The sequence below is a fragment of the Bradyrhizobium sp. IC3195 genome (assembly GCF_020193585.1).
GTDB classification, from domain to species: Bacteria; Pseudomonadota; Alphaproteobacteria; order Rhizobiales; family Xanthobacteraceae; genus Bradyrhizobium; species Bradyrhizobium yuanmingense.
Genome location: NZ_JADYVG010000007.1, coordinates 161,096 through 186,527, shown reverse-complemented (window position 1 = coordinate 186,527; position 25,432 = coordinate 161,096). Strand labels below are relative to the sequence as shown.

Annotated in this window: 27 protein-coding genes, 1 tRNA gene and 1 riboswitch; of the genes, 20 read left to right on the top strand and 8 right to left on the bottom strand. The window is 66.0% G+C overall.

The features are described from left to right. The first annotated feature begins 149 nt into the window (after positions 1-149). The gene (locus I6F09_RS16750; protein ID WP_225188547.1) at positions 150-1,157 is read left to right on the top strand and encodes an Hsp33 family molecular chaperone; all 1,008 of its coding nucleotides are present in this window, start codon (positions 150-152) and stop codon (positions 1,155-1,157) included. A 187-nt stretch (positions 1,158-1,344) separates the two neighbouring features. On the opposite strand, the gene apaG is transcribed toward I6F09_RS16750, so the two are convergent. Beyond that, on the bottom strand, positions 1,345-1,737 hold the full coding sequence (apaG, locus tag I6F09_RS16745; RefSeq protein ID WP_024337101.1) for a Co2+/Mg2+ efflux protein ApaG: 393 nt from the start codon (positions 1,735-1,737) through the stop codon (positions 1,345-1,347). Positions 1,738-1,932: 195 nt separating this feature from the next. Between apaG and I6F09_RS16740 the strand changes: the two genes are divergently transcribed. From I6F09_RS16740 to I6F09_RS16730, 3 genes are read left to right on the top strand one after another with little or no spacing between them, the layout of a single operon-like run. Beyond that, on the top strand, positions 1,933-3,189 hold the full coding sequence (locus tag I6F09_RS16740; protein ID WP_057028451.1) for an OpgC domain-containing protein: 1,257 nt from the start codon (positions 1,933-1,935) through the stop codon (positions 3,187-3,189). Continuing rightward, positions 3,189-3,968, top strand: coding sequence for an SGNH/GDSL hydrolase family protein (locus tag I6F09_RS16735; RefSeq protein WP_225153252.1), 780 nt, complete (start codon positions 3,189-3,191; stop codon positions 3,966-3,968). The genes I6F09_RS16740 and I6F09_RS16735 overlap by 1 nt, the downstream gene beginning before the upstream one ends. A 12-nt stretch (positions 3,969-3,980) precedes the next feature. Next, positions 3,981-4,970, top strand: a complete 990-nt coding sequence (locus I6F09_RS16730; RefSeq protein ID WP_035996374.1) for an SGNH/GDSL hydrolase family protein — start codon at positions 3,981-3,983, stop codon at positions 4,968-4,970. A gap of 116 nt (positions 4,971-5,086) precedes the next feature. On the opposite strand, the gene I6F09_RS16725 is transcribed toward I6F09_RS16730, so the two are convergent. Continuing rightward, positions 5,087-6,274, bottom strand: a complete 1,188-nt coding sequence (locus I6F09_RS16725; RefSeq protein ID WP_035996376.1) for an O-succinylhomoserine sulfhydrylase — start codon at positions 6,272-6,274, stop codon at positions 5,087-5,089. A 76-nt stretch (positions 6,275-6,350) separates the two neighbouring features. Continuing rightward, a riboswitch (SAM riboswitch) is annotated at positions 6,351-6,430 on the bottom strand. Positions 6,431-6,542: 112 nt separating this feature from the next. On the opposite strand from I6F09_RS16725, the gene I6F09_RS16720 reads away from it, so the two are divergent. From I6F09_RS16720 to I6F09_RS16705, 4 genes are all read left to right on the top strand, one after another. Next, the gene (locus tag I6F09_RS16720; protein WP_225128481.1) at positions 6,543-7,649 is read left to right on the top strand and encodes a 2'-deoxycytidine 5'-triphosphate deaminase; all 1,107 of its coding nucleotides are present in this window, start codon (positions 6,543-6,545) and stop codon (positions 7,647-7,649) included. A gap of 105 nt (positions 7,650-7,754) precedes the next feature. After that, positions 7,755-8,168, top strand: a complete 414-nt coding sequence (locus tag I6F09_RS16715; protein WP_035996379.1) for a PAS domain S-box protein — start codon at positions 7,755-7,757, stop codon at positions 8,166-8,168. Positions 8,169-8,273: 105 nt separating this feature from the next. Then, positions 8,274-9,326: a hypothetical protein gene (locus I6F09_RS16710; RefSeq protein ID WP_225188546.1), complete on the top strand. Its 1,053-nt coding sequence runs from the start codon at positions 8,274-8,276 to the stop codon at positions 9,324-9,326. A 366-nt stretch (positions 9,327-9,692) separates the two neighbouring features. After that, positions 9,693-11,132, top strand: a complete 1,440-nt coding sequence (locus I6F09_RS16705) for an MATE family efflux transporter (RefSeq protein WP_225188545.1) — start codon at positions 9,693-9,695, stop codon at positions 11,130-11,132. Here the strand turns inward: I6F09_RS16705 and I6F09_RS16700 are convergent. The 5 genes from I6F09_RS16700 to I6F09_RS16680 form a co-directional block, all read right to left on the bottom strand. Further along, entirely contained in the window at positions 11,129-11,605 is a 477-nt protein-coding gene (locus I6F09_RS16700) for a hypothetical protein (protein WP_225188544.1), read from the bottom strand. The two genes, I6F09_RS16705 and I6F09_RS16700, sit on opposite strands and share 4 nt — an antisense overlap. Positions 11,606-11,718: 113 nt before the next feature. Beyond that, the gene (locus I6F09_RS16695) at positions 11,719-12,120 is read right to left on the bottom strand and encodes an SRPBCC family protein (RefSeq protein ID WP_225188543.1); all 402 of its coding nucleotides are present in this window, start codon (positions 12,118-12,120) and stop codon (positions 11,719-11,721) included. A 150-nt stretch (positions 12,121-12,270) separates the two neighbouring features. After that, complete coding sequence (locus tag I6F09_RS16690; RefSeq protein ID WP_036042755.1) at positions 12,271-12,630, bottom strand: VOC family protein; 360 nt, start codon at positions 12,628-12,630, stop codon at positions 12,271-12,273. A 58-nt stretch (positions 12,631-12,688) separates the two neighbouring features. Then, a complete protein-coding gene (locus I6F09_RS16685) occupies positions 12,689-13,528 on the bottom strand; it encodes a helix-turn-helix domain-containing protein (RefSeq protein WP_225188542.1) in 840 nt (279 codons plus the stop codon). Between the two features lie 9 nt (positions 13,529-13,537). Continuing rightward, on the bottom strand, positions 13,538-14,116 hold the full coding sequence (locus I6F09_RS16680) for a methylated-DNA--[protein]-cysteine S-methyltransferase (protein WP_225188541.1): 579 nt from the start codon (positions 14,114-14,116) through the stop codon (positions 13,538-13,540). 172 nt (positions 14,117-14,288) lie between these two features. On the opposite strand from I6F09_RS16680, the gene I6F09_RS16675 reads away from it, so the two are divergent. The 4 genes from I6F09_RS16675 (at position 14,289) to I6F09_RS16660 (ending at position 15,987) form a co-directional block, all read left to right on the top strand. Then, positions 14,289-14,362: transfer RNA gene (locus I6F09_RS16675), tRNA-Gly, on the top strand. Positions 14,363-14,445: 83 nt separating this feature from the next. Further along, complete coding sequence (locus tag I6F09_RS16670; protein WP_035996388.1) at positions 14,446-14,778, top strand: hypothetical protein; 333 nt, start codon at positions 14,446-14,448, stop codon at positions 14,776-14,778. 135 nt (positions 14,779-14,913) lie between these two features. Then, positions 14,914-15,495, top strand: coding sequence for an XRE family transcriptional regulator (locus I6F09_RS16665; RefSeq protein ID WP_225153239.1), 582 nt, complete (start codon positions 14,914-14,916; stop codon positions 15,493-15,495). 24 nt (positions 15,496-15,519) lie between these two features. Further along, the gene (locus I6F09_RS16660; RefSeq protein WP_225188540.1) at positions 15,520-15,987 is read left to right on the top strand and encodes a GNAT family N-acetyltransferase; all 468 of its coding nucleotides are present in this window, start codon (positions 15,520-15,522) and stop codon (positions 15,985-15,987) included. Here the strand turns inward: I6F09_RS16660 and I6F09_RS16655 are convergent. Continuing rightward, complete coding sequence (locus tag I6F09_RS16655; protein ID WP_225188539.1) at positions 15,984-16,511, bottom strand: DUF1003 domain-containing protein; 528 nt, start codon at positions 16,509-16,511, stop codon at positions 15,984-15,986. The two genes, I6F09_RS16660 and I6F09_RS16655, sit on opposite strands and share 4 nt — an antisense overlap. A 110-nt stretch (positions 16,512-16,621) precedes the next feature. On the opposite strand from I6F09_RS16655, the gene I6F09_RS16650 reads away from it, so the two are divergent. The 8 genes from I6F09_RS16650 (at position 16,622) to I6F09_RS16615 (ending at position 25,351) form a co-directional block, all read left to right on the top strand. Continuing rightward, complete coding sequence (locus I6F09_RS16650) at positions 16,622-17,695, top strand: LacI family DNA-binding transcriptional regulator (protein ID WP_225188538.1); 1,074 nt, start codon at positions 16,622-16,624, stop codon at positions 17,693-17,695. Positions 17,696-17,780: 85 nt separating this feature from the next. Then, on the top strand, positions 17,781-19,232 hold the full coding sequence (gene xylB, locus I6F09_RS16645) for a xylulokinase (RefSeq protein WP_225188537.1): 1,452 nt from the start codon (positions 17,781-17,783) through the stop codon (positions 19,230-19,232). Continuing rightward, the gene (gene xylA, locus I6F09_RS16640; protein WP_225128501.1) at positions 19,233-20,555 is read left to right on the top strand and encodes a xylose isomerase; all 1,323 of its coding nucleotides are present in this window, start codon (positions 19,233-19,235) and stop codon (positions 20,553-20,555) included. 13 nt (positions 20,556-20,568) lie between these two features. Further along, on the top strand, positions 20,569-21,327 hold the full coding sequence (locus tag I6F09_RS16635) for an ATP-binding cassette domain-containing protein (RefSeq protein WP_225188536.1): 759 nt from the start codon (positions 20,569-20,571) through the stop codon (positions 21,325-21,327). Beyond that, positions 21,327-22,397 (top strand): ABC transporter permease, encoded by a 1,071-nt coding sequence (locus tag I6F09_RS16630; RefSeq protein ID WP_225188535.1) that lies wholly within the window; start codon positions 21,327-21,329, stop codon positions 22,395-22,397. Before I6F09_RS16635 ends, I6F09_RS16630 begins: the two co-directional genes overlap by 1 nt. A gap of 93 nt (positions 22,398-22,490) precedes the next feature. Then, positions 22,491-23,423, top strand: coding sequence for a sugar-binding protein (locus I6F09_RS16625; RefSeq protein WP_057028437.1), 933 nt, complete (start codon positions 22,491-22,493; stop codon positions 23,421-23,423). A 104-nt stretch (positions 23,424-23,527) separates the two neighbouring features. After that, positions 23,528-24,505, top strand: coding sequence for an aldo/keto reductase (locus tag I6F09_RS16620; protein WP_225188600.1), 978 nt, complete (start codon positions 23,528-23,530; stop codon positions 24,503-24,505). Positions 24,506-24,508: 3 nt separating this feature from the next. Continuing rightward, on the top strand, positions 24,509-25,351 hold the full coding sequence (locus I6F09_RS16615; protein ID WP_225188534.1) for an amidohydrolase family protein: 843 nt from the start codon (positions 24,509-24,511) through the stop codon (positions 25,349-25,351). Positions 25,352-25,432 lie beyond the last annotated feature (81 nt).

Here is a 25,432-nt window from a genome sequence, read left to right as displayed (position 1 = left end):
AGCGCAGCGAAATCCGGGGTTCTCAACGCGTGGAAAGACCCCCCGGATTGCGCTGCGCTCCATCCGGGCTACGCACTCGTCGTTCCGCGGACGACGGAATGCGGGCTTGCCTCTTTCAATTTGCATCGAACGACCCCAGATAAAGCGCCATGGTTTCCCAGTCTCCTGACATGAACACCGGGCCTGAAGGCCCGGTTCGCGCGCCATCATCGGTTCCGATCGATGACGCCGTGCTGCCTTACGAGGTCGACGCGCTTGACGTGCGCGGGCGCCTGGTGCGGCTTGGCCCCGCGCTCGACGACATCCTCACCAAGCACGATTATCCCGCAGCCGTGGGCAAGCTGCTCGGCGAGGCCATCGTGCTGACGACGCTGCTCGGATCGGCGCTGAAATTCGAGGGCCGCTTCATTCTTCAGGCCCAGACCGACGGTCCGGTGTCGTTTCTGGTGGTCGACTACAAGGCCCCGGACCGCCTGCGCGCCTATGCGCGCTTCGATGCCTCGCGCCTGGGCACGGCCAAGGATTCCGGCACGCTGCTCGGTCGCGGCCATCTCGCCATGACCATCGACCAGGGCCACGACATGAGCCGTTACCAGGGTCTGGTTGCGCTCGACGGCGGCAGCCTGGAAGACGCCGCCCACGAATATTTCCTGCGCTCCGAGCAGATCCCGACGCGCGTGCGCCTCGCGGTCGGCGAGGAGTGGCGCTCGAGCGACGGCGGCAAGCATCGCTGGCGCGCCGGCGGCATGCTGATGCAATTTCTGCCGAAGGCGCCGGAGCGCGCGCGGCAGGCGGACTTGCATCCCGGCGATGCGCCCGACGGCACCGAGGTGCACAGCGTCGCGGAAGACGATGCCTGGGTCGAGGCACGCTCGCTGATCGAGACGGTCGAAGACGTCGAGCTGATCGATCCCGAGCTCTCCGGCGAGCGGCTGCTCTACCGCCTCTTCCACGAGCGCGGCGTGCGCGTGTTCAATCCGCAGGTGCTCGAGGCGCGGTGCTCCTGCTCGCGCGATGCGGTCGCCGCGATGCTCAAGAGCTTCTCGCACGACGACCGCGCCGCCATGGTCAAGGACGACAAGGTCGTCGTCACCTGCGAATTCTGTTCGTCGGTGTACCAGTTCACGCCGCACGAGGCGGGCGTCGAGGACGCCTGAGCCTACCCGCGTCGCTGCACTCGCAATGTCGAGTGGAGCAGTGCCACACGCGCGGTGTCATCGCCCGACTTGATCGGGCGATCCAGTACTCCGAGACGATGCTGATCGAACGAGAGGCCGCGGCGTACTGGATGCCCCGGTCAAGCCGGGGCATGACAGTTGTGAGTGTTACGGCGAACTCGCCTCTCTAATTCAACACCCGCTTGTTGTCGGGGCTGTCCAGCGAAAACGTCGGCACGTCGATCTCGAAACGCTCGCCGGTTTCGCTGACCATCTGGTAGCGGCCGGTCATGAAGCCCGAGGCGGTCGAGAGCGGCACGCCGGAGGTGTATTCGAAGCGTTCGCCGGGGGCGAGGATCGGCTGCTCGCCGACCACGCCTTCGCCCTTCACCTCCTGCTGGCGGCCGGAGGCATCGGTGATGATCCAGTGCCGTGTCTTGAGCTGCACGGTCTCCTCGCCCGAATTGGTGATGACGATGGTGTAGGACCAGAAGTAGCGCGAGCGGTCGGCCGACGATTGCTCCGGAACAAAGTTCGGCTCGACGGTCACTTCGATCTGGCGGGTCACGGCGCGGTACATGGCTGTCATCATACCGAAATCCGCCCCGGGAACCAAACCCCCGCGGGCGCCTTGGCGACATCGTCCCGCCAGAATTGGCGGGAAAGCACACCATCGAGGGAGACACCCTGATGTGATCCGGACGCTTTGCGAGACGACAGCCGGACCATTACACTGCTTCAACGTCGCGATTTGCGGAAGGGTTTCCAGGCCCCGATGACCATTGCCGACCAAGTGACGGGATCGACCATCGCAGGAACCGCGGGCGCCAAGCCCGCAGGGACCAAGGCGCGCGCCGCAGCGCCGGCCATCACGCTGCCCGCCATCGGCGAGCGCGAGCTCCGGCTCGATCTGTTCCGCGGCCTCGCGCTGTGGCTGATCTTCATCGACCATCTGCCGCCCAGTCTGCTGACCTGGTTCACGATCCGCAATTACGGCCTCAGCGACGCCACCGAGATCTTCATCTTCATCTCCGGCTACACCGCGGCCTTCGTCTATGGCCGGGCCATGCTGGAGAGCGGCGTTCTCATCGCCACCGCGCGCATCCTGCGCCGGGTCTGGCAGATCTACGTCGCCCACGTCTTCCTGTTCACGATCTTCCTCGCCGAGATCTCCTATGTCGCGACCAGGTTCGAGAACCCGCTCTACACCGAAGAGATGGGCATCATGGACTTCCTCAAGCAGCCCGACGTCGTCATCGTGCAGGCGCTGCTGCTGCGCTTCCGTCCCGTCAACATGGACGTGCTGCCGCTCTACATCGTGCTGATGCTGGCGCTGCCGCTGATCCTGTGGTCGATGAAATGGCGGCCGGACGTCACGCTCGGGCTGTCGGTCCTGCTCTACGCGGTGACCTGGGAGTACGACCTTTACCTGTCGGCCTATCCGAACGGCTTCTGGGCCTTCAATCCGTTCGCCTGGCAATTGCTGTTCGTGTTTGGTGCCTGGTGCGCGCTCGGAGGTGCGCGTCGCATGTCGGGCATCCTGGCCTCGCCCGTGACGATGTGGATCTCGATCGCCTATCTCATCGCGGCGTTCTACGTGACCTTGACCTGGTACGTGCCCCAGCTCTCCCAGTTCATGCCGAAGCAGATCGAACAATGGATGTATCCGATCGACAAGACCGACCTCGACGTGCTGCGCTTCGCGCACTTCCTGGCGCTGGCGGCGCTGACCGTACGCTTCCTGCCCCGCGATTGGCCGGGCTTGAAATCGCGCTGGCTACGACCATTGATTCTATGTGGTCAGCATTCGCTCGAGATCTTCTGCCTCGGCGTCTTCCTGGCCTTTGCCGGCCATTTCGTCCTCGCCGAAATCTCCGGCGGGCCGGTCATGCATGCGTTGATTAGCCTCTCCGGAATCCTGATCATGTGGGGGGTGGCCTGGGTCATTTCGTGGTACAAGCGTGTGGCTGACAAGAGCGGTGCGAAAACCAAAAACGCCGTCGGCAACGCCGATCTGGCGGGAGGGGGCTGATGAAGGCGAAGGTTCTCCTGAGCCTGGTCCTGCTATGCGGTAACCTCGCCGCGCCCACGGCGCGCGCGGGCGATGCCGCGTCTGCCGCATCCCCTATGCCTGCGGCCTGCGAACTGCCGTCCTATCTGCTGACCAGCGAAAGCCAGCTGCCCAAGGTCGCCGAGGCGATCAAGGCCAGCAAACCGCTCGACATCCTGGTGATCGGCAGCCGCTCGACCACGATTCCGTCGTCGGAGAGCAGCTCCTATCCGGCGCGCATGGAGGCGATCCTCAAGGAGAAACTGCCGCCCTCCGAGCCGGTGCACGTCTCCGTAGAAATACAGAGCAAGAAAACGGCAGAGGAGACCGCGTCCACCTTCGTTAAGCTGATGGAAGCAAAAACGCCTACTTTGGTCATCTGGCAGACCGGGACCGTGGATGCTATCCGATCCATCGATCCCGACGAATTTCGTAGCGCGGTGACCGACGGGGTTGTTGCGCTGCAAAAGGCAGGGGCGGACGTCGTCTTGATGAATTTGCAATATAGCCCGCGCACCGAGACCATGATCTCGGCGCAGCCTTTTCTCGATAATATGCGCGTCGTGGCACAGGAGCACGACATCCCGCTGTTCGATCGTTTCGCGATCATGCGGCAGTGGAATGAACAGGGCCAGTTCGACCTGTTCAACCCGTCCCGCGGGCCTGAGCTGGCGAAGCAGGTCCATGATTGCCTTGGCCGGGCGTTGGCACAGTTCGTGATTGACGCTGCTCATCTGGAGCCGGCCCAGCAGCAAAATTGAGGTCTAGCGTTAATGAGTTCTCTCCGCCCTTTTTGCCTGACGTCATGGCTGGCCGTGCCTGCAACAGCAGTGCTGTTGTTGCTGACGCCCGCCTCGCATGCGCAGACGCCGGCTGCACAGCCGGCGACCCCCGCACCCGCCCAGTCGCCTGATCCCGCGCCCGCTACGCCGTCCCAGACCACCGTCGCCGCGAGGTCGCCCGAGCAGCGCGGCGTCACCTCGCGCGCCATCGACAAGGTGAAGGAGGTCGCAAAGTCCGCCGCCGACATCTTCAGCCGCGTGCCCTGCCTGCCGCCGAAGGGCGGCTCCAAGGCGATGGGCTCGCTGCCGCATGTTGCGAGCAAGCTGGTCGCCGGCCAGCCCGTCGTCATCGTCGCTTTCGGCTCCTCGTCGACTCAAGGGTTCGGCGCGAGCTCGCCGGAGTTCAATTACCCCAATCGTCTCGCCGCGCAGCTGCGCCGGCACTATCCGACCGCCGACATCAGCGTCATCAATGCCGGCGTCGGCGGCGAGGACGCCCCCGAGATGATGAAGCGTCTGCAGACGCAGGTGATCGACAGGCATCCGGATCTCGTGATCTGGCAGGTCGGCACCAACGCCGTGCTGCGCAATCTCGATCCTGCCGATACGGCCAAGCTGGTCGAGGACGGCATCAGCCGCATTCAGGCCGCCGGCGGCACCGACATCGTGCTGGTCGATCCGCAATATTCGCCGGCCGTCAACCAGCGCAAGGAGAGCGCCGGCAAGATGATCAAGCTGCTCGGCAACGTCGCCGAGCTCCGCAAGGTCGGCATTTTCCCGCGCTTCGAGGTGATGCGCGACTGGCACGAGAACCAGTCGATCCCGGTAGAGGGCTTCGTCATCGCCGACGGCCTGCACATGAACGATTGGGGCTATGCCTGCTTCGCCCAGCTGCTCGGCGACGACATCATCCGCTCCGTCGGCCAGATCAAGCTCGGTGTGAGCGTGCCCGCCGATGTGAGAACGTACCGGCCGATGTGAGAGGGCGCGTAGGGTGGGTTAGGCGAAGCCGTAACCCACCACACTGTCTATCTCCGCGGATGCAGCAGAGGTGGATTACGCCTTCGGCTAATCCACCCTACGAGACCTCGCTTCCCTCACGCCTTCTCCAGCGCCGCGGTGAGATCCTCGATCAGGTCATCCGCGTGCTCCAGCCCCGCCGAGAAGCGGATGAAGCCCTCGCTGATGCCGAGCGCGGCGCGGTCTTCCGGCTTGAGGCGCTGATGCGTCGTGGTCGCCGGATGCGTGACGAGGCTCTTGGCGTCGCCGAGATTGTTGGAGATCTTGGCAAGCTTCAATTCGTTGAGCACACGGAACGCCGCCGCCTTGCCGCCCTTCACCTCGAAGCCGACCAGCGTCGAGCCGCCGCGCATCTGCTTCTTCACCAGCGCCGCCTGCGGATGATCGGCGCGGCCGGGATAGACCAGTCGCGAGATCTTGGGATGGCTCGCCAGCACCTCGGCGACGCGCGCGGCATTGTCGGTCTGCGCGCGCACGCGCACGCCAAGCGTCTCCAGGCCCTTGAGCAGGACCCAGGCATTGAACGGCGAGATCGACGGGCCGGTCTGGCGCATGAAATTGTGGATATGCTCGGCGATGAAGGCTTCGGAGGACAGGATGATGCCGCCGAGACAGCGGCCCTGGCCGTCGATGTGCTTGGTCGCAGAGTAGACGACGACGTCGGCGCCGAGCGCGAGCGGGCTCTGCCAGATCGGGGTTGCAAACACGTTGTCGACGACGAGCCGCGCGCCGCCCTTGTGCGCGATCTCGGCGATCGAGGGGATGTCGAGCACGTCCAGCGTCGGGTTGGTCGGGCTCTCCAGGAAGAACGTCTTGGTGTTGGGCCTCAGCGCCCGCTGCCACTGGTCGAGATCGAGCCCATCGACCAGCGTGGCCTCGATGCCGTAGCGCGGCAACAGGTCCTGGATGACGTAGAGGCAGGAGCCGAACAGCGCACGGGAGGCGACCACGTGATCGCCGGCCTTGAGCGGCGCCAGGATCGCGGTCGTCACCGCCGCCATGCCGGTTGCCGCCGAGCGCGCGGCCTCGGCGCCCTCGAGCTCGATCATGCGGCGCTCGAACATTGCAATCGTCGGGTTGGAATAGCGCGAATAGATGAAGCCGGGATCCTCGCCCTTGAAGCGCGCCTCGCACTCCTCCGCGCTGGCGTAGACATAGCCTTGCGTCAGGAACAGCGCCTCCGAGGTCTCGCCATATTGCGAGCGCAGGGTGCCGGAATGGACCAGGCGGGTTTCGGGGCGATAAGTGGCAGACGACTTCGACATAGGACCCTCTCCGACATGACCGTCGAGGCGAAAACGGTCACAAAAAAACCGGCCTGGATATCTCCACGGGCCGGGATCACAGAGGTCCCCGGCCTGTTTAGCGACTTATTTAACGTGGCTGCAAGCCGGCCGGCTCAAATCACCACGGGATAAGTGATGCTCATATTCCGCAATGCTCTTTCCGTCAAGGCGTCCATCGGATAGCCGTAAAAGACTTGTATTTCCGGCATGGTCCGGATGCATTCGGCCCCTGATGAGGACCCCCCGGTTGACGTTCACGGTCGCCGCCGACGCCAATGGTATCCTGCCCGACCGCATGATCGCGGCGATGGCGGAAGAAGGTCTCATCCTGCCCACCTACGACTTCGTCGAGAGCCAGATCCAGCCGGCGAGCCTCGATCTGCGCCTCGGCGACATCGCCTATCGGGTCCGCGCCAGCTTCCTCCCCGGGCCCGGTGCCACCGTGGCAGAGCGCATCGACGAGCTGAAGCTGCACGAGTTCAGCCTCGCCGACGGCGCGGTGCTCGAGACCAACTGCGTCTACATCGTGCCGCTGCTCGAGAGCCTCGCGCTGCCGCCGGAGATCGTCGCTGCCGCCAATCCGAAGAGCTCGACCGGCCGGCTCGACGTCTTCACCCGCGTCATCGCCGACGGCACCCGCCGCTTCGACATGATCGGCGCCGGCTATCACGGCCCGCTCTACGCCGAGATCAGCCCGAAGACGTTTCCTGTGCTGGTGCGCGAGGGCTCGCGTCTCAGCCAGGTGCGCTTCCGCACCGGCGATGCCATCCTCAATGCCGACGAGCTCGATGCGCTGCACGCCAGCGAGCGTCTCGTCGACATCGACGATGCCGATCTCTCGGGCGGCGTTGCCGTCTCGGTCGATCTCTCCGGCGAGAAGGCGAGCGGCTTCGTCGGCTACCGCGCCAAGCGCCACACCGGCGTCGTCGATGTCGACCGCCGCGCGGGCTACGCGGTGGAGGATTTCTGGGAGCCGATTTCGGCGCGCCCCGACGGCAGCCTGATCCTCGACCCCGGCGAGTTCTATATCCTCGCCTCCAAGGAAGCGGTGCAGGTGCCGCCCGATTACGCCGCTGAGATGGTGCCGTTCGATCCCCTGGTCGGCGAATTCCGCGTGCACTATGCCGGCTTTTTCGATCCCGGCTTCGGCTATGCCGGCGCTGGCGGGCTGGGATCGCGCGCCGTGCTGGAAGTGCGCTCGCGCGAGGTGCCGTTCATCCTCGAGCACGGCCAGATCGTCGGCCGCCTCGTCTACGAGAAGATGCTGGCCCGCCCCGACGCGATGTACGGCCAGCGCATCGGTTCCAACTACCAGGCGCAAGGCCTCAAGCTCTCGAAGCATTTTCGGGTGTAGCCCGATCCTGTAGCCCGGATGGAGCGCAAGCGTAATCCGGGAAGGTCTCACTTGTGGCGCGATCCCGGATTACGCTTTGCTCCATCCGGGCTACAAGGTGGTGACATGATTGAGCCATCCCAACTCGACGCACAGATCATCAACGACGTCGCGGACGCGCTGATCTATTCCGATCGCTCCGGCACGATCACACGCTGGAATCGCGCATCGACCGCGCTGTTCGGCTTCACGGCCGACGAAGCGCTCGGCCAGAACCTCGATCTGATCATTCCCGAACATCTTCGCGCCGCGCACTGGAAAGGCTTCGACGCCGCGCTCGCGAGCGGCACCATGAAGCTTGCGGGCAAGCCGACGCTGACCCGCGCGCTGCACAAGAGCGGGCGCAAGCTCTACATCGAGATGACCTTCGCATTGGTGCGAGACAACGATGGCGCGGTGCAGGGATCGGTGGCGATGGCTCGCGACGTCACGGAGCGCGTTGAGCGCGAACGGGCGGCCAAGGCGGCGCAAAATTCGTGATGCGGAATTGACGGAAAGCCGCGCAGGGAGGCCTGCACGCGCGTCATGTTGCCTGTCACCGGCGGCGGTGACACACTCGATCAAAACCATGATCAGGGAGCGAACATGACCACCGCACCAGACCTCGCGCGGGAAGCGCAATGGAAGCGCTGGCGTGCGATCGCCGATCTCTATCACGCCTGTTTCACCGGGCTGATCCTCACCGTCGTCACGCGCCGCGGCACGGCGGATGCCGCAGAATTCGTCTTCCGCGTGTTTCGTCGCCAGCAGCAGGAGCGTTTCCTGCCGGGGCTCAGCAAGCTCGGGATCGACCATCTGCCGCCGGCGGTCGCGGCTGCGCAATACCACTATCTCTCCAACTGGATCGGCGGCGTGCATGTCGAATACATGTACGAGAGCGACACCAAGGCTTGGATCCGCTATCCGCCGCCGCGCTGGATCTGGAAGGGCACCGCGATCTGTGGTGTGCCGGGCGAAGTCTCCCGCGCCATGCTGCGCGGCTGGCACGCCAACAACGGAGTTGCGCTCGGCGATCTCAGGCTCGGCTTCGTCTGCACCAAGCAGAGCGTCGACGGCCAGGACGGGCTCGAAGGCTATTACCATCTTTACGACCATCCGCTCGAGCTCGACGAGCGCCTGGTGTTCGCGCGGCACCTGGAGGCGCCTTTGTTCGATGCGACGACGGCGCCCGCATTGCCGGTCGCGAGCTGGCCAAGACCGCGGCTGGAAAAGGCCTATCGCAATTACGCGATGGAATATGTCCGCACTGCCGCGCCCGTGATGGTGCAGCTGTTCGGTCCGGAGGATGCCGGCTATCTGCTGCACCTCACCGGCAAGCTGATCGGCATGCAATATTTCGACGAGGTCGCCGCGGCGCTGGCGACGACCCGCGGCGGCGCGCGAGAATTCGCATCGTTCCTGAACGCGCTGCTCGCCGCGCAGGATGATGCGGCCGAGATTACGGAATCGGAAGGCACGTTCGAGATCCGGCAGCAGAGCTGGAAGCTGATGGACGACATCGCCGATTATCATCGCGCCTGCGCGAAGGTGCTGGAGGGATTGTTTGAGGGTCTCGCCGCAGGCTGCGGACGGCATATCGGCGTGCAAGTGCGCACCGCGGTAGGCGGGCGCCCGCCGCTGGTGTGGACCATCGGTTAGGCGACGGCCGCAACGGACTTCACCTCGCCCCGCTTGCAGGGAGAGGTCGGATTGCATCGAAGATGCAATCCGGGGTGAGGGGGAGTCTCCGCGAGTCCAGCTCTCGCCGTCTTCGCGGATAGAGCCCCTCACCCCGACGCTCTCAGCGCGAGCAAAGCTCGTCGCGGCCCCGTAAGAACGGAGAGAGGGAGAAGAACGAATTCCACCGCTTGAAATGCGCTGCCGCAGGGCACGCCTGCATCGGGCGCAGGCAGAATCGGAGCACGCCGTGCTAACACGCCTCAGCCGCGCCATTCGCGCGAACGACGCCATTGGCACACCACGCGATTGCTGCGCCGCAAACGACGCCTGCGCCCGGGAGAGGACATGTCCGACATCGCCGAAATCCCGGTCGATGAGCAAGAGCGCCCGCTGCCGCCGCCTCCGGCGCCGATCAGAAGCGCTCTGACGGATGGGCCGATCCTGCGGACGCTGCTCTCGCTCGCTTGGCCGAACGCGATCGGTCTGTCGGCCGGCATTTGCGTGGTGATCGCCGAGACCTCCTATGTCGGCCGGCTCGGCGTCGAGGCGCTGGCGGCGATGGCGCTGGTGTTTCCGACGATCATTCTGACCATGACGATGTCCGGCGGCGCCATGGGCGGCGCGGTGGCCTCGGCCATCGCGCGTGCGCTCGGCGCCGGCAATCGCGAGCGCGCCGGCACATTGGCCGTGCACGCGATGCTCATCGGCATCAGCTTCGGATTCGTCTTCATGCTGGGCATGTTGATCTTCGGGCCGAGGCTGCTCGAGATGCTCGGCGGCCGCGGCGATGTGTTGACGCATGCGATCGCCTACACGCAGGTGTTCTTCGGCGGCGCCGTGCTGCCCTGGCTGCTCAACACCATGGCGGGCATCTTGCGCGGTACCGGCAACATGAAGCTGCCGTCGTTCCTGATCCTCAACTCCGCGGCCTGGCAGATCGTGCTCGGCGGCACGCTCGGTCTCGGGCTCGGGCCAGTGCCGCAGTTCGGCATGCGCGGCGTCGCCGCCGGCGCGCTGATCGCCTACACCATGAACATCGGCATCATGACCTGGTACCTGTTCTCCGGCCGCGCGCGGATCACGCTGAAGCTGCGCGGCCTGCGCATCCAATGGGCGATGTTCTTCGACATCCTCAAGGTCGGCGCCATCGCCTGCTTCTCGCCGCTGCAATCGGTGCTGACGATCTCGATCTTCACGCACATGCTGGCGCAGTTCGGCACTGCGATCCTCGCCGGCTACGGCGTCGGCGCGCGGCTCGAATTCCTGCTGACCTCGATCGCATTCTCGTTCGGCATCGCCTGCGTGCCGATGGTCGGGATGGCGATCGGCGCCGGCCGCATCGCGCGGGCCCGGCGCATCGCCTGGACCGCCAGCGTTGCTGCTTTCGTGGCGGTCGGCGTGCCGGCGTGCCTCGTTGCGATCTTCCCCGATCTCTGGGTCAACATGTTCACCGACAGTGTGGCGGTGCGCGCGGCGAGCCATCAATATCTTTCGACGGTCGGGCCGTTCTACGCCTTCTTCGGCCTGGCGACGACGATGTATTTCTCCTCGCAAGGCGCGGCCAAGGTGATCGGGCCCGTGCTGGCGCAGACCGCGCGGCTGATCTACATCGCCGGAACCGGCTGGTGGCTGTCGAGGCACGGCGCCAGCGCGCAGAGCTTCTTCTGGCTCGCCGCGAGCTCGATGGTCGTGCTCGGCCTCTTGTCGTGCTCCAGCGTCGTGCTGACACGCTGGGGACCGCGCGAGACGCCTGCGATGAAGCCGGCGCTTTCGGCTGCCGATTAACGGTGCTTGCGGCGATGGCCGCCGCCGCCGGTATTGGCGAGCCGCATCAATTGGGGGATCATCGCCATCATGTCGCTGCCGCCGCTGCCGCCGAGCATGCCCATGATGTCGCCGCCGCCCATGCTGCCGATCCCGACCGGCATGGTGCCGCCGCCCATCGGCGTGTAGCCGCCGTAGCTCGGTGCACCGAATCCGCCGCCGAAATTGCCGCCGCCCATCATGCCGCCGAGCCCGCCGCCGCCGTTCTCCATCATGCGGCTCATCATCGGACCCATGGTCTGCATCAGCATGGCGAAGCGGCGCTTGCCCATCTTCGCCTTCATCATCTCCAGCATCGGCGCCATCTGGGTCATCATGTCCTCGCCGCCGGCACCGCCGCCGCCGAGGAATTGCGCCTTTGCCGGCACGCTCGAGATCGAAAACAGCAGCAGCACCGCGGCCGCCTGGCAGATCACCTTGTCCGCACCTCTCATGGCATGCTCCTCGCGTGCGTGGCGCCGCCGGGAGAGCAGAGCCAACCGGACGCACGCGGGCATGGTTACGGCCGGCGAGGACGGGCTTCTGTGAGAAAACTCACAGTGAATGATCAGGCTGCCGCGGGCGGAAACGCCTTGTGCATGGCGGCCACCGCCTCCTTGGTTTGCCCCTGAACGTAAGGCGCGAGCTCGTTCGGCAGCATGTCGATGATCCAGACGAGGCGGCAGCTCGCCTCGCCCTCGGCAATGACCTGCACCGAGGCGCTGTAATGCCTCAGCCGCTCGTTGCTGATGGCATAGACGAGGCGCCGCCGCGCATCATCGCAATCGACCAGCACTTCGCGCGCGACCGAGCCGTTGGCGAAGGTGACGATGCGCGCATCGCCATCGAGCGTGCACGCGGTGACGAAGCCCGGCACCAGCCGCCGATGCAGCGCGCCGAAATCGCGCACCGCGTCCCAGACGTCGCGCGCGGAGGCGGGGAGGGAGATGTCGTTGTGGATGGAGGCCATGATCTCTCCTGGAATGCGTAGGGTGGGCAAAGGCGCGCTCTTCGCGCGCCGTGCCCACCATTCATCGGGCGTTGTCGCGAGCAATTGGTGGGCACGCTACGCTTTGCCCACCCTACGCGATCTCGCAATGACGGAGCGAGTGGCTAGCGCTCACACACAAACCGCCTCGACATTGTTACCATCGGGATCGATCAGGAACGCGGCGTAATAGGTCGGGCTGTAATCCCTGCGCGGGCCGGCGCCGCCATTGTCGCGGCCGCCGCTCCTGAGGCCTTCGCTATGAAATGCCTTGACCGCATCATGATCCCCGGCGCGGAAGGCGATGTGGACGCCGTCGGCCTTGCGGCCCTTGTTCAGGTGCAGCCACAGCGCCGGCTCGCCCTTCGGCCCGAAGCCGGCATAACCGTCGCCGCTCGAGCACAGGACAAAGCCGAGTGGCGCCAGCACTGCGCTGTAGAAGCGCGTGGCGGCGTCGAGGTCGGCAACGCGCAATCCGATGTGGTCGTACATGTTCGTCTCCATTGCGACGGAGCGTGCCGCGAAGGGCACGCGCCGGAGACGACCCTAGTCAGTTGAGGGCAAGCTGCTCTTGGAGAATCTTGCGCTCCCCCTTCGACGCCTGCCGGAACTTGGTCGGCGACACGCCGGCGGCGCGATGGAAGGTGCGGACGAAATTGGAGAGATCGCCGAAGCCGACGTCATAGGCGATGTCGGTGGCGGCGATGTCGTCGTCAGCGAGCAGCCGTGCCGCGTGGCGCAGCCGCGAGCGCACGAGATATTGATGCGGGGTGACGCCGAGCACGGCCGAGAACAGCCGCAGGAAATGAAACGGGCTCAATCCCGCCTGCTTGGCTGCTTGCTCGAGGTCGAGCTCGGCATGCGAGTTGTCGTCGATCCACAGCGCCGCCTCCACCGCGCGGCGGCGGTCACGTGCGGTGGGGGTGGCCGGCTTGCGCGCTTTGCCCGAGACAGCGTCGACAAAACGGCCGGCCAGGATCTGGCCGATCTCGTCGAGGCCGAGATCGCTGTTGCCATCTGCTGCCGCCTGGGCCAGCTCGCCCAGCACCATCAGCTCGGGCAGCGGCGGCGTCGCGCCGATCTCCCAGACCTCGCGCGGCCCGCCGAGGGCGTCGACCAGATCCTCGCTGAAGAAGAAGCCGAGGCAGACGTCGCCGGACACGTGCTCATGCGTGCAGGTGTATTCCTCGCCGGGGGCGCCGATCAGCATCGAGCCCGCCACCAGCTCGAAGAAGCCGGCGCGGCAATGGCAGCCGAAGCTGCCGGAGCGCACATAGGCGATGGAATGGCCGGTGCGGCATTCCGCAAACGGCCTGTCGTCCGGTCCCGCATCGCAGCGAAACTCGGAAGCCGTGATCGAGGGCGTCGTCAGCAACGTGGTGGCGTGCATCCCGCGTATTTAGGTAGGCGGGCGGGGCGGAGCAACCGGCAGCAGCACCTCGAACAGCGTCTTGCTGGCGATGGGATGGGCCCCTTCCAGCGCCAGCAGCCGCCGCTTGGAGATCACGCCGCCATAGGGCGAGAGCCGGTCGGTGTAATTGCCAGCCTCCAGCACCCGGTGGCAGGGCACGATCAGCATGAAGGGATTTTTCGCAATCGCCTGCGCCACGGAATAGGACGCGCCGGAGGCGCCCAGCGCCCGGGCGACCTCGTGATAGGTGCGCGTCTCCCCGCGCGGAATGCTGCAGGTGTACTCGTAGACGCGCCGGTCGAAGCCGGGCACCCCGCCGGCGTCCAGGCTGACCTCGGAAAAATCGGGATCGTGACCCTGCAGCAGGCCCGTGATGCCCTCGACCGCAAGCTCGGCGTTCTCGGACGGGCGCTGCTCCCGCGCCTCGGGATGAACCTGGAAGATCCGGCGGCGGGTGTCGATCTCCCGCGCCTCCGGCAATTGCACGGCGACCACGCCGGTGCCGCTCCAGATGATGCCGCAACGGCCGATGGCCGTGTCGAATATCGCGTAAGCCCGCCCCACCATGCACACGCCCCACTCAGTGCACGTTTCTCCCCGGAGAAGCGATCATAACACCGCCACAATCCGGCGCACCTGGAATCTTATCAGGACGTTAACAACCGCCCCGCTGGTCGCGCCAAACCGCTTGGCGGCAGGCGCCGTCTCGGCTAATCAAGAGGGGCGCAAAGCGCACATCGCGGGCGTAGTTCAATGGTAGAACGGCAGCTTCCCAAGCTGCATACGAGGGTTCGATTCCCTTCGCCCGCTCCAAGCTCCTGAAAAGATAGCATCGGCCGTATCCTATCCAGCAGTCGGAGCTAGGCGAACTGCAACTGGCCTCAAGGTGTTGGTCCATGTGGGCATCCGTCAAAAAGATTCTGGCGAAATCCAATCTCCTGAATCAGGCCCTGGGCGACGTCGTGTTTGAAACGCCTGAAATCAAAGGCGGATATCCACGCTCTTTCCTTCAATGGCGAGTCAAGAAGAGCGTTGAGGGTGACCAATATTTCGTCGCTCTCAGAATGCGCCCCGACGCCTATGCAGGCCCGGAAGGGGAGCCGGTCAACTATATGAACTTCGACATCGAAGCCGCGCAGCGCCTACGGTCCGATCTCGACCTTTGTATTCGCGAGTATCACCGGCTGGTGGGCGATGCCTCCGCGCAGGGGCGAGCAAGGGGCGAATGACGCCGCGCTCGCGAACAGGATCAAGATTCTAATATATTGGTCTTGGAGACCCCGCATTGGCCACTCGTTGGCTTAAACTCCCTCATGCTTTGGCGGGGTGCGGTCCTCCTGTCGGGCCATATTCGGATGAAACCCATGGACCAGCAGAAACTCGATCGCGCCATCGGTCGGCGGCTGAAGACGCTGCGGACGCAGGCGGGCATGACGTTGAACGAGCTTGCAGGGCGCTCCGGCGTCAGCCGGGCCATGATCGGGCGGGTGGAGCGGGCGCAGAGCAGTGCGACGGCGGCGCTGCTGAACAAGCTCTGCGCGGCGCTCGACGTCACGCTCAGCGATGTCGTCGCGCTCACCGAGAAGCCGCCGGAGCGCCTGGTGCGGCTGGCGGACCAGCCGCTCTGGCGCGACCCCGACAGCGGCTATCGCCGGCGGCACGCCTCGCCGCCGGATGCGGCCAGCGGCATCGAGATCATCGTGGTCGACCTTCCCGCCGGCGCGCGCGTCTCCTACAGCCCCTGGGGCCGCAACGCCTTCACCCAGCAGCTCCTGATGCTGGAGGGCGCCATCGCCGTGCATATCGACGCCAAGGCGGTGCGGCTGCGCGAGGGCGATTGTCTGGATTTCGACGTGATGCGCGCGGTGATCTTCGAGAACGAAACCAAGCAGGACGCGCGCTACGTCATCATCGTCAGGCGCGGCGCGTCCTACGGCAAGATGTGAGGGCAAAGCGTGGAGACGAGCACGATGCAGATCCGGACCGGCGACACCTATGATCCGCGCGTCGTCGCGCTGCTCGATCACCACGTTGCTGCTGCGCGGGCGCAGACGGCGCCGGGCAGCGACCATGCGCTCGATCTCGCGGGCCTGCGGGCGCCCGACGTCGCATTCTGGACCGGCTGGGACGGCGAGACGCTGGTCGCCACCGGCGCGTTGAAGACGCTTTCGGCTGAACACGGCGAGGTCAAGTCGATGCACACGCTGCAGACCGCGCGCCGGCGCGGCTATGGCGGCCAGATGCTGCGCCACATCATCATGGAGGCACGCGCGCGCGGCCTGACGCGGCTCAGCCTCGAGACCGGCTCGTGGGACTATTTCAAGCCGGCGCACGCACTCTATCTGGCGCACGGTTTCGTCGCCTGCGGCCCGTTCGAGGATTATGTCGAGGATCCCAACAGCCTGTACCTGACGCTCGATCTCTCGGCGCCAGACTAGGAGCGCGTCTCCTCGATCTTGTCGAGCACGCGCTCGGGGGCGATGTCCCGCTCCGCTTCCTGCAGGTCGCGCTCCGCGTCCGGCTTGACGTCGAGCCGCTCGGCGATCTGGGTGAGCAGGTGGGCAAGCTTGGTCAGCTCGTGCTCGGCGAGCAGGCTGATCTGGAGATCGAGATCGGCGCGCTTGTCGGCCGCCGCGGTCATGCGGTTCTGCGAGATCAGCACGAACGTGGAGAGGAAGATCGCTTCCACCGAGGCGATCATCGCCAGCACGACGAAGCTCTCGTCCCAAGCCGGAATTCCCGGGATCCAATGCAGGTTGGCGATGATCCAGAACCCGAACAAGGCGAGGTGCAGGTAGACGAAGATCATGCTGCCGGTGAAGGCCGTGATCGCGTCCGCGACCTTGTCCTGGCCGCTTGCCGCCTGCTGCTCCCGGCGCCGCCGCGCCACCAGCGCCTGGATGTTGCGCTCGAGCGTCGGGCTCAGCCCCTCGCCGGAATCATGGGTGATGTCGTTACGCACGCCCCGGCAACGGCCCGCCGGGGAAGCCGTTCCTGGAAGGGGAAGCAAAAAGACCGATCCCCTCATCAAATGAGTTGCGTACCTCAAAACACCTCTGCTAGCCTTCAGCCATGGCCGAGACCCTGAGCCCGACTGTGCTGACGCTGAAGGACATCGCCCGCGAGGCCGGTGTCAGCCTCGCCACGGTCGATCGCGTGCTGCACAACCGGCCGGGGGTCCGCCCGGATACGGTCCGGCGCGTCAAGGATGCCATCGCGCGCAATTCGTTCCAGCCGCATGTGGCGGCCGCCGAGCTCGCGCGCGGCCGCGCCCGCCGCTTCGCCTTCGTGATGCCGTCGGGCCCGAACCCGTTCATGCAGCAGATCGAGGCCTATCTCGGCGAGATGGCGGGCTGGCTGTCGGCCCGCCGCCTCAATGTCGAGATGATCGCAACCGACGTGTTCGAGCCCGCCGCGCTCGCGGCCTCGCTCGAGGCGCTGTCCGGCGACTATGACGGCGTCGCCGTGGTGGCGCTGGACCATCCGAGCGTCCGCGCCGCCATCAATGACCTCGTCGATGCCGGCGCCAAGGTCGTGACGCTGGTCTCGGATGTGCCGTCCTCGCGCCGCCACCATTATGTCGGCATCGACAACATCGCCGCGGGCCGCACCGCCGGCGCGCTGGTCGGGCGCCTGGTCGGCCAGAGGTCCGGCAAGGTCGCGATCATCGCGGGCTCGCAGGGCCTGCGCGATCATGCCGAGCGCATCTTCGGCTTCAACCAGGTGATGGCGTCGGAATTCCCCGATCTCAGCGTGCTGCCGGTGCTGGAAGGGCGCGACGAGGACGATCGTTCGGAGCAGCTGCTGGCGCGGCTGCTTGGCAAGCATGGCGACATCGTCGGCCTCTACAACGTTGGCGCCGGCACGCAGGGCGTCGCCAAAGCGCTGAACGACAAGGCCCAGAACGCGAAGGCATCCGGCGCGGCCGGGCGCGACAAGCAGGTGGTGTTCGTCGGGCACGACGTCACCGCGCTGACCCGCCGCTTGCTGCTGCAGGGCGTGATGGATGCCGCGATCTCGCAGAACCCCGGACATGAAGCGCGCGCGGCCGTCCGCGTGCTGCTCGCGCTCGCCCGCGGCGAGCCGATCTTGAGTGAACAGGAGAAGATCCGGATCGACATTGTGATGCGGGACAATCTGCCCTAGCGGCAGGTGAACTTGGAAACGGGACCGCCAGCGGGGAAAAGCGACGCAAGATCGCTCTCCCGCGGCAGGCGAAAGGGAGGACGATTTGTATCTCGGGATCGACATCGGCACGTCCGGTGTGAAAGCGGTGCTCGTGAGCGAAGCCGGCGCGGTGACCGCGACGGCGGCGCGCGAGCTTGCGCTGTCGCACCCGGCGCCGCTGTGGTCCGAGCAGGATCCCGACGCCTGGGTCGATGCGGCCGTCGGCGCCGTCGACGATCTCGCCGCGCGCCATCCGCGCGAGGTTGCGCAGGTGCGCGGCATCGGGCTGTCGGGTCAGATGCACGGTGCGACGCTGCTTGGCGAGGACGGCCGGCCGCTGCGTCCGGCCATCCTCTGGAACGACGGCCGCTCGCAGGCCGAATGCGCCGCGCTGGAGCGGCGCTGTCCCTCGCTGCACGCGATTGCCGGCAATCTCGCGATGCCGGGCTTCACCGCGCCGAAGCTACTCTGGGTGGCACGGCACGAGCCGAAGATCTTCGACCGCGTGGCAAAGGTGCTGCTGCCGAAAGCCTATGTCCGCTATCGCCTCACCGGCGAGATGGTCGAGGACATGTCGGACGCGTCAGGCACGCTGTGGCTCGACGTCGGCCTGCGGCGCTGGTCCGCGCTGCTGCTGCATGCCACCGGGCTCGATCTGCACCACATGCCGCGCCTCGTCGAGGGCAGTGCGGTGAGCGCGGTGCTCGCGCCTGAATACGCGCAGCGCTGGGGCATGGCGAAAAATGTCGTGGTCGCGGGCGGCGCCGGCGACAATGCGGCCAGCGCGATCGGGCTCGGCGCCATCGCGCCGGGCGATGCCTTCCTGTCGCTGGGAACGTCGGGTGTCCTGTTCCGCGTCACCGATCGCTTCGCCCCCGCGCCGGCTTCGGCGGTGCATGCCTTCTGCCACGCGCTGCCCGGCCTCTGGCACCAGATGGGCGTGATGCTGTCGGCCGCAGCTTCGCTCGCCTGGCTGGCCGGCGTGATGGAGACGCCGGCCGCAGCGCTCCTGGCGCCGCTCGGCGAGCGCGTCGATGCACCTGGCACGGTCCAGTTCCTGCCTTATCTCGACGGCGAGCGCACGCCGCACAACGATGCCGCCGCCAGCGGTGCCTTCGTCGGCCTGCGCGGCGCGATCGGACGTTCCCAGATCGTGCAGGCCGTGCTCGAAGGCGTCGCCTTTGCCGCGCGCGACAATCTGGCGGCGCTGAGCACAGCCAGCGGGCCGATCGCCGAGGTCGATCTCGTCGGCGGCGGCTCGCGCTCGCCGCTATGGGCGCAGATCTGCGCCGACGTGCTCGGCATGCCCGTCCACCGCGTCGAGGAAGGCGAGGTCGGCGCCGCGCTCGGCGCCGCGCGGCTCGGCCGGCTCGCTGCGACCGGCGAGAACCCCGCGGACGTCTGCACGCGCCCGCGCAGGCTCGCAAGCTTCACACCCCGCCCGTCCGTCGCTGCGGCCTATGACGAGGCCTATCGGCGATGGCGCGCGCTTTATCCCGCATTGAAGGAGCCTTAAGTGAACGCGCCAGCCAAATTCTTCGATGCAAGTGCACCCGTCGCCTTCGGCGGCAAGGAGGCCGAAGGTGCGCCCGCCTTCCGCTGGTACGACAAGGACCGCCTGGTGCATGGCCGCCGGCTCGAGGATCACTTGCGCTTTGCGGTCTGCTATTGGCATTCGTTCTGCTGGCCGGGCGGCGATCCCTTCGGCGGCGAGACCTTCCTGCGGCCTTGGCACCACGGCACCGACGCGATGACGATGGCCCGCGCCAAGGCCGATGCCGCCTTCGAGCTGTTCCGCCTGCTGGACGTCCCCTTCTTCACCTTCCACGACGTCGATGCGGCGCCGGAGGGCGCTTCGCTCGCCGAGTCCGTCGCCAACCTCAACGCCATCGCCGATCTGTTCGAGCAGAAGATGGCATCGAGCAAGGTCCGCCTGCTCTGGGGCACTGCGAACCTGTTCACGCACCGCCGCTACATGGCGGGCGCCGCGACCAATCCGGATCCCGACATCTTCACCTATGCCGCCGGCCAGGTCCGTGCCGCACTGGAGGTGACGCACCGGCTCGGTGGGCAGAACTACGTGCTGTGGGGCGGACGCGAGGGCTACGAGACGCTGCTCAACACCGATCTCAAGCGCGAGCTCGACCAGCTCGGCCGCTTCGTCTCGCTCGTCGTCGAGCACAAGCACAAAATAGGCTTCAAGGGCCCGCTGCTGATCGAGCCGAAGCCGAAGGAGCCGACCAAGCACCAATATGATTTCGACGTCGCCACCTGCTACGGTTTCCTCGAACGCTACGACCTGCTCAAGGACGTCAAGCTCAACATCGAGCAGAACCACGCCATCCTCGCCGGCCATTCCTTCCATCATGAGGTGGCGCTGGCCGAGGCGCTCGGCGTGTTCGGCTCGCTCGACATCAACCGCGGCGACGATCTGCTCGGCTGGGACACCGACCAGTTCGCGATGAACGTGCCGGAGCTGGCGCTGGTGTTCCACGAGATCCTGAACCGTGGCGGCTTCACCACGGGTGGACTCAATTTCGATGCCAAGATCCGCCGCCAGTCGATCGATCCCGATGATCTCATCCATGCCCATGTCGGCTCGATGGATGCCTGTGCGCGGGCCTTCCTCGCCGCCGCCGACATGCTCGACGCCGGCACGCTGAGTGCGCCGCTCGCAAAACGTTACGAGGGCTGGGCGAGCCCGGAGGGCCGCGCCATTCTCGGCGGCCAGCGTTCGCTCGCCGATCTCGCCGACCGTGCGATGTCTCCCGGCTTCGATCCGCAGCCGCGCTCGGGCCGGCAGGAATATCTGGAAACCCTGGTCAACCGCTATGTCTGAGGAAACGCCGCTGATGACGAAGACTGACGCGACGCCGGTGCTCGAGCTCACCGGCATCGGCAAGGAGTTCGGCGCGATCCGCGCGCTGCACGACGTCGATATGCAGGTCTGGCCCGGCGAGGTGGTCGGCCTGATGGGCGACAACGGCGCCGGCAAGTCGACGCTGGTGAAGATCATCGCCGGCAATTTCCGTCCCACGCATGGCGAGATGCGCTTTGCCGGCAGCGCGGTGCATTTCAACCGGCCGGTCGATGCCCGCGCCGTAGGCATCGAGGTCGTCTACCAGGACCTCGCGCTGGCGGATAATCTCACGGCCGCCGCCAACGTCTTCCTTGGCCGCGAGTTGAAGCGCAGGTTCGGACCGATTGCCTTGCTCGACCACAAGGCGATGGCATGGCGCGCGCTGGAGCTGTTCGGCGAGCTGCGTTCGGAGACGCGCCCGGACGATCTCGTCAGACAGATGTCGGGCGGCCAGCGCCAGGCGGTCGCGATCGCGCGTACCCGGCTCTCCAATGCGCGGCTGGTAATGATGGATGAGCCGACCGCCGCGATCTCGGTGCGCCAGGTCGAGCAGGTGCTCGGCCTGATCCACCGGCTCAAGGAGCAGGGCGTCGCCGTGATGCTGATCTCGCACCGCATGCCCGACGTGTTCGCCGTATGCGACCGCGTCGTCGTCATGCGACGCGGCGAGAAGCGCGCCGACAAGTCGATTCACCAGACCTCCCCCGAGGAGGTCACCGCCCTCATCACCGGTGCGAAGGAGGCGGCGTGATGGCCATGCCCTTGGAATCCCCGATCAGCTTCACCAATGTCGGCAAGATCAGGTGGTGGCAGCGCGGCATCTTCGCCTCGCAGACCGGCTACGTCCTGCTCGCGCTGGCGGTGCTGCTGGTGATCATGCATTTCGCCAGCCCCTACTTCTTCACCCAGGGCAACATGCAGAACGTGGCGAAGAACTTTTCCTTCATCGCCATTGCGACGCTCGGCGTCACCTTCGTGATCATCACCGGCGGTATCGACCTGTCGGTGGGATCGATGATGTGCTTTTCCGCCATGATCACATCGATGGTGATGACCGAGTTGTCGGCGCCCGGATCGCCGCTGGTGCACATGGCCGCCGACGGCAAGACCGTGCTCGCCAATGTTCCGGGGCTGATCCTGCTTGTCTCGATCCTCGCCGGCCTCGGCGCCGCGCTGATTGCCGGCCTCGTCAACGGCTTCTGCATCGCCGTGCTCGGCCTGTCACCCTTCGTCACCACGCTCGGCATGCTCTCGATCGTGCGCGGGCTCGGCTATGTCGTCTCCAACGGACGCGGCAGCTTCCCGGGTGGGCCCGACGCCGATTATTTCTATTCGCTCACGTCCGGTGACGTGCTCGGCGTGCCGGCGCCGTTCATCTATCTCGTGATCCTGGCGCTGACCATGGCGGTGGTGCTGCACCACACCTCGTTCGGCCGCCACGTCTTTGCGCTCGGCGGCAACGAGAAGGCGGCCGAGCTCACCGGCATTCCGGTGGTGCGGGTGAAGATCGAGGTCTACGTGATCTGCGCGCTCGCCGCGGGCCTGCAGGGCATCATCATCTCCGGCTGGCTTGGATCGGCGCCGGCCAACATGGCGATGTCCTACGAGCTCAACGTGATCGCGGCGGCCGTGATCGGCGGTGCCAATCTCGCCGGCGGCATCGGCGGTCCGCTCGGGGCCATCGTCGGCTGCGTGCTGCTGGAGGTGATCCGCAACGGCCTCGTGCTGGCCCAGGTCTCCTCGTACTGGCAGCAGACGCTGGTCGGCGTGATCATCATTCTGGCTGTGCTGGTCGACCGCGTCCGCTCGCGGATGACCTGACATGACGACATCTCGGGAAGGCAAGGAAAACGTCGCCTATCCGCTTCCCGGGGGCTTTCGAGGGGATAGGCACCAACAAGAGTGGAGGAGACAATGAGGAAACTGCTTCTTGCCGGCATCGCGGTTGCGATGATGGCCACGCCGGCATTTGCTGCGAACTACCGCTTCGTCATCGTGCCGAAGGCGATGAACAATCCGTTCTTCGATTTTTCGCGCGACGGCTGCCTGAAGCGCGCCAAGGAGCTCGGCAACATCGAGTGCATCTACAAGGGACCGGTCGAGCATGAGCCGGCGAACCAGGCCCAGATCATCCAGGACTTCATCACGCAGAAGGTCGACGGTCTCGCCATCTCGGTCGCGGACGTCGCGGCCATGACCAAGTCGATCGAGGCGGCGACCGCCGCCGGCATTCCCGTCATCACCTTCGATGCCGACGCGCCGGGCTCCAAGCGCATCGCCTATATCGGCACCAACAACAAGGAGTTCGGCCTGGCCCTCGGCAAGGAATTGCTGAAATTGCGGCCTGACGGCGGCAAATACGCGATGGTCTCTGGCGGTCCCGGCGCAAAGAACCTGGCCGAGCGTGTCGACGGCGTGCGCGAGGCGCTGAAGGGCTCGAAATGGACCGAGGTCGCGGGTTCGCCGAGCTTCTGCAACGACGATCCCGCGCTCGCGGTCCAGCAGATGACGGACATGCGCACCGCAACGCCGGATCTCGCCGCCATCGTTCCGATCGGCGGCTGGCCGATGTTCGCGCCCGAAGGTTTCAAGGCCTTCGCCAGCAGGAACAAGAAGGACATCGATTCCGGCAAGTTCACGCTGGTCGTCGCCGATACGCTGAAGATGCAGCTCGAGCTGCTGCGTGACGGCTATGCCAATGCGCTGGTCGGCCAGCGTCCGTTCGAGATGGGCGAGAAGGCGATGGACACGCTGCTCGCCATCAAGAAGGGCGAGAAGGTGCCGGAGATCGTCTACACCGGCCTCGATCTCGTCACCAAGGACAACGTCGCGAAGATGTTGAAGTAGGAGCGCTGCCCAGCCCCGCGCTTCTGCATGCCTCTCCCGCTTGCGGTTTCCGCAAGCGGGAGAGATGATTTGGAATGGACGACGACTGCTGGAAGGCGATGGGAATGAAAAGGTCGCGGCTCGGCGCTCTCGATGTCACCTCGATCGGCCTCGGTTCAGCCCCGCTCGGCGGATTGTTCTCGCCCGTCAGCGATGCCGATGCGCAAGCGACGATTGAACGCGCCTGGTCGCTCGGTGTCCGATTCTTCGACACCGCCCCGCTTTACGGCTTCGGCCTCGCGGAGCGGCGGCTGGGCGCCTTCCTGCGGCAACAGAGGCGCGACTCCTACGCCATCTCGACCAAGGTCGGCCGCCTGCTGCGCGCACCGGACAATGCTGCGCCGGAGGACGAGCACTACAAGGGCACGCCGCGCGAGCGGCCGGTGTTCGATTTCAGCTATGACGGCGTGATGCGGTCGGTGGAGGAGAGCCTGCAGCGCCTCGGCCTCGACCGCGTCGACGTCCTGCTCGTGCATGATCCCGACGATCACTATGACGATGCCGTCACCGGCGCCTTCCGCGCGCTCCAGCGCCTGCGCGAGGACGGCACGGTCAAGGCGATCGGCGCCGGAATGAACCAGTCGGGGATGCTGGCTCGCTTCGCCGAGGCCGTGCCGGTCGACTGCTTCCTGCTCGCCGGCCGTTACACGCTGCTCGATCAGGGCGCACTGGATGCGCTGTTTCCGCTGTGCCAGGCCAGCAATATCGGCATTTTGCTCGGTGGCATCTACAACAGCGGCATCCTGGCCAATCCGCGGGCGAGCGCGAAATTCAACTATCAGGATGCTGATGTTGCGCTCGTGGCACGCGCGCTGGAGCTCGACGAACTCTGCCGCAGGCACGGCACCGAGCTGAAAGCCGCCGCGCTGCAATTCTGCATGGCCCATCCGGCGGTGACGGTCGCCGTGATGGGCGCGCGCAATGCCGCCGAAGTCGCCGACAACATCGCGATGTCCGAGAAGGCGGTGCCGCCGGCATTCTGGCAGGAGCTGCGGACGCGAAAGCTGGTCGATGCGCGCGCGCCGCTTCCCGGCGGAGATTAAGGCATGATCGTCGATGCCCACCAGCATTTCTGGGACCCGGCGCGCGCCGATTATCCCTGGATGGAAGCGGACGAGCTGGCGCCGATCCGCCGTGCCTTCGGCCCGGCCGATCTCGCGCCGCTGCTACAGGCGAACGGCATCGAGGCCAGCATCCTGGTGCAATGCCGCTCAGCGCTGGAGGAGACCGAGGAGTTCCTGCGTATCGCGGATGCGACGCCCTCGGTGATCGGCGTGGTCGGCTGGGCCGATCTCACCGATGCGGCGCTCGGCGAGACGCTCGACCGGCTGCGCGCTCTGCCTGGTGGCGGCAAGCTGGTCGGCATCCGCCACCAGGTCCACGACGAGCTCGATGCGGATTGGCTGCTGCGCGAGGACGTCCAGCGCGGACTCACGGCCGTGTTCGCCCACGATCTCGCTTACGATTTCCTTGTCCGCAGCCGCGAGCTGCCCGCGGCGGTCGCAACCGCGCAGGCCTTTCCGCACGCGCGTTTCGTGCTGGATCACGCCGCCAAGCCGCCGATTGCCGCCGGCGGGAGCGCGGAATGGACCGAGCGCATCGCAGCGCTGGCTGCCTGCGGCAATGTCTGGTGCAAGATCTCGGGATTGGCGACCGAGGCGGTCTGGGACGACTGGAATGCAGAACGGCTGTTTCCGTTCGTGGAGCACGCCGCGAAATGTTTCGGCGAAGACCGGCTGATCTTCGGATCGGATTGGCCCGTATGCCTGCTCGCGGGAAGCTACGGCGAGATCAAGACCGCGCTGGAGACCTGCCTGGCGAGGCTCGGCCCGCGCGTGCGGGGCAAGGCTTTCGGCGTGAATGCCAAGGCTGTGTATCGCTTGGGTTAATCTGCAGTGGATGTGCGCTCTTACCCTCTCCCCTTGTGGGAGAGGGTGGCTCGCCGCGAAGCGGCGAGACGGGTGAGGGGT